General features: G+C 62.1%; 3 protein-coding genes and 1 tRNA gene. 3 read left to right on the top strand and 1 reads right to left on the bottom strand.

Features of this window, described 5'->3' with window-relative positions; translation table 11 throughout:
• A partial coding sequence (locus ABY403_RS15960) for a hypothetical protein (protein WP_372841797.1) occupies positions 1 to 256 on the top strand: 256 nt, incomplete at its 5' end.
• 408 nt (positions 257 to 664) lie between these two features.
• Here the strand turns inward: ABY403_RS15960 and ABY403_RS15955 are convergent.
• Positions 665 to 739 (bottom strand) — tRNA-Thr (locus ABY403_RS15955).
• 382 nt (positions 740 to 1,121) lie between these two features.
• On the opposite strand from ABY403_RS15955, the gene ABY403_RS15950 reads away from it, so the two are divergent.
• Together ABY403_RS15950 and ABY403_RS15945 are read left to right on the top strand one after the other, a co-directional pair.
• Complete coding sequence (locus ABY403_RS15950) at positions 1,122 to 1,310, top strand: hypothetical protein (RefSeq protein WP_372841796.1); 189 nt, start codon at positions 1,122 to 1,124, stop codon at positions 1,308 to 1,310.
• Positions 1,310 to 2,179 (top strand): UDP-N-acetylglucosamine 1-carboxyvinyltransferase (locus ABY403_RS15945; protein ID WP_372841795.1); only part of this gene is annotated, 870 nt, incomplete at its 3' end. The genes ABY403_RS15950 and ABY403_RS15945, both read left to right, overlap by 1 nt.

Raw genomic sequence — 2,179 nt, 5'->3', positions numbered from 1 at the left:
GGTCGCTGGGGCACCCAACGCCCATGCAACATATACCCTGAGCCAACTTCAACGTATCGAGGATATGACCCTGCGCCAGAATTGGGCGCAGTTGAAAGACTATGTTTTGCAAAACCCAAGGCTTATTTCTGGAAATGACGCGCTTGCCATAGAGCTGAAAGCATTTTTAGAAAGCATGCTGTTGGGTGGGGTACTCTCGATAGGCTTCGTGGCCCCCTCCAAAGACCTCATCAGAGGCCTTCGCCGCACATACTGAAATACGCAAAGCGGCAATCACCTAGCCATCACATCATGCGCTACATCGTGGCCCCGGTATAGCCGGGGCCATCGCCATTCTGCGCGATCTTCGACTGACAGAGGTTCCTTGAAGACAGCCAAGTCGAAGCGAAAGGCGCGCGGAATCAGACCTCTACCCCCGCCACGCCAGCTGAAGATGGGCAAACGGGCCTACGCGGACCGCATCGCACGCATGCAGCGGGCACATCTACTTACGGGCGTTGGGCAGCACTGGCACGGGTTCACATGCAATCGCGCATGCAAACAACATTTGTTTTTATGTAAAGTCGGACGTCGTATCAGAGGCCCGCCTGTGCAGAAGTGCACCATTCAGTGGCCCCCAAGTTTCCGCGGGGAAGCCAACTTTTTGTATTGCAAGGGAAAAAGATGGTGCTGTGAGAGAGGATTGAACTCTCGACCTCTCCCTTACCAAGGGAGTGCTCTACCACTGAGCTACCACAGCGCCGGAAGGCCGCTTTGACCGTGGGCGCGGATTTAGACGCAATCGGGGGGGGGCGCAAGCGCAATTTGCAGGCTGTGCCGGGCCGATGTGCGCCGCCCCGGTTTTGCATTGCAGGCCCAGGGGGCGGGGGCATGGTGCGACGCGCCAATAGCCGGTCGGTAAAACCAGATTGGCTGCCTCATGCCTTGCGCCAGCGGCTGCGCTGTCTTGGTCAGAGCCAATCACCGATGGCTCGTGCCATAAACAGGCGTAGTCGCTGGCGATGCGCCCAACAGCAGCACGGTTTGTTGCGTTGTCATGGTGCGCGGGGTGCCGCCGCAGCCAAGGCCCCATACCGCCACCGAATCTGGACGCCCGTCGGCCAAGCGGTTAAGGAAGGGGAATGAGCGAGACACCCCAAAACCCGGCTGATGCGGCCAAGGCCACGCGCGCGGCGCGTCTGGCCAAGGAATTGCGGGCCAATCTTGCGCGGCGCAAGGCGCAAAGCCGTAGTCGCGCCGAGGCAGGGCAGGGCGCGGATACCATGGGCGCGGGCCCGCAGGACAACAAAAACAAAGGGCAGGACAGCTGATGGACCAGATCATTGTGCGGGGCGGCAGACCGCTTTCAGGTGCCATTCCGATCGCGGGGGCCAAGAACGCGTGCCTCACGCTGATGCCGGCGACCCTGCTGACCGAAGAGCCGCTGACGCTGACCAATGCGCCGCGGCTTTCAGATATCGCCACGATGACGCAGCTGCTGCAATCGCTTGGTTCTGAGGTGGCAAGCCTGCAAGGCGGGCAGGTGCTGGCGCTGTCGAGCCATGGGATCAACAACCTTACCGCCGACTATGACATTGTGCGCAAGATGCGCGCCTCGATCCTTGTGCTCGGCCCGCTTCTGGCGCGCGCGGGGCATGCAGTGGTTTCGCTGCCCGGCGGCTGCGCGATTGGTGCACGACCGGTCGATCTGCACCTGAAGGCGCTGGAGGCGATGGGGGCCGAGCTGGATTTGCGCGACGGCTACGTGCACGCCGCAGCGCCCGGCGGGCTGAAGGGCGCGGTTTTCGAGTTTCCTTTCGTATCTGTAGGGGCGACCGAAAACGCGCTGATGGCGGCGACGCTGGCCAAGGGCACCACGGTTCTGAAGAACGCCGCGCGCGAGCCCGAAATTGTCGATCTGGCAAAGTGCCTGCGTGCGATGGGGGCCGAGATCGAGGGTGAGGGCAGCGCGACCATCACCATTCAGGGGGTGGACCGGCTGGGTGGGGCGACGCATCCTGTCGTGACCGACCGCATCGAGCTTGGCACCTATATGCTTGCCCCCGCGATCTGCGGCGGCGAGGTGGAACTGATCGGTGGTCGCATGGATCTGGTCGGTGCCTTTGCGGCAAAGCTGGACGAGGCTGGCATTGATGTGAGCGAAACCGCGCGCGGGCTGACAGTGCGGCGGCGCAATGGG

It is taken from the genome of Phaeovulum sp. (assembly GCF_041596715.1).
Taxonomy (GTDB): Bacteria; Pseudomonadota; Alphaproteobacteria; order Rhodobacterales; family Rhodobacteraceae; genus UBA6213.
Note: the sequence above shows the minus strand (reverse complement) of the source record. Positions and strands in the feature narration are given on the sequence as shown.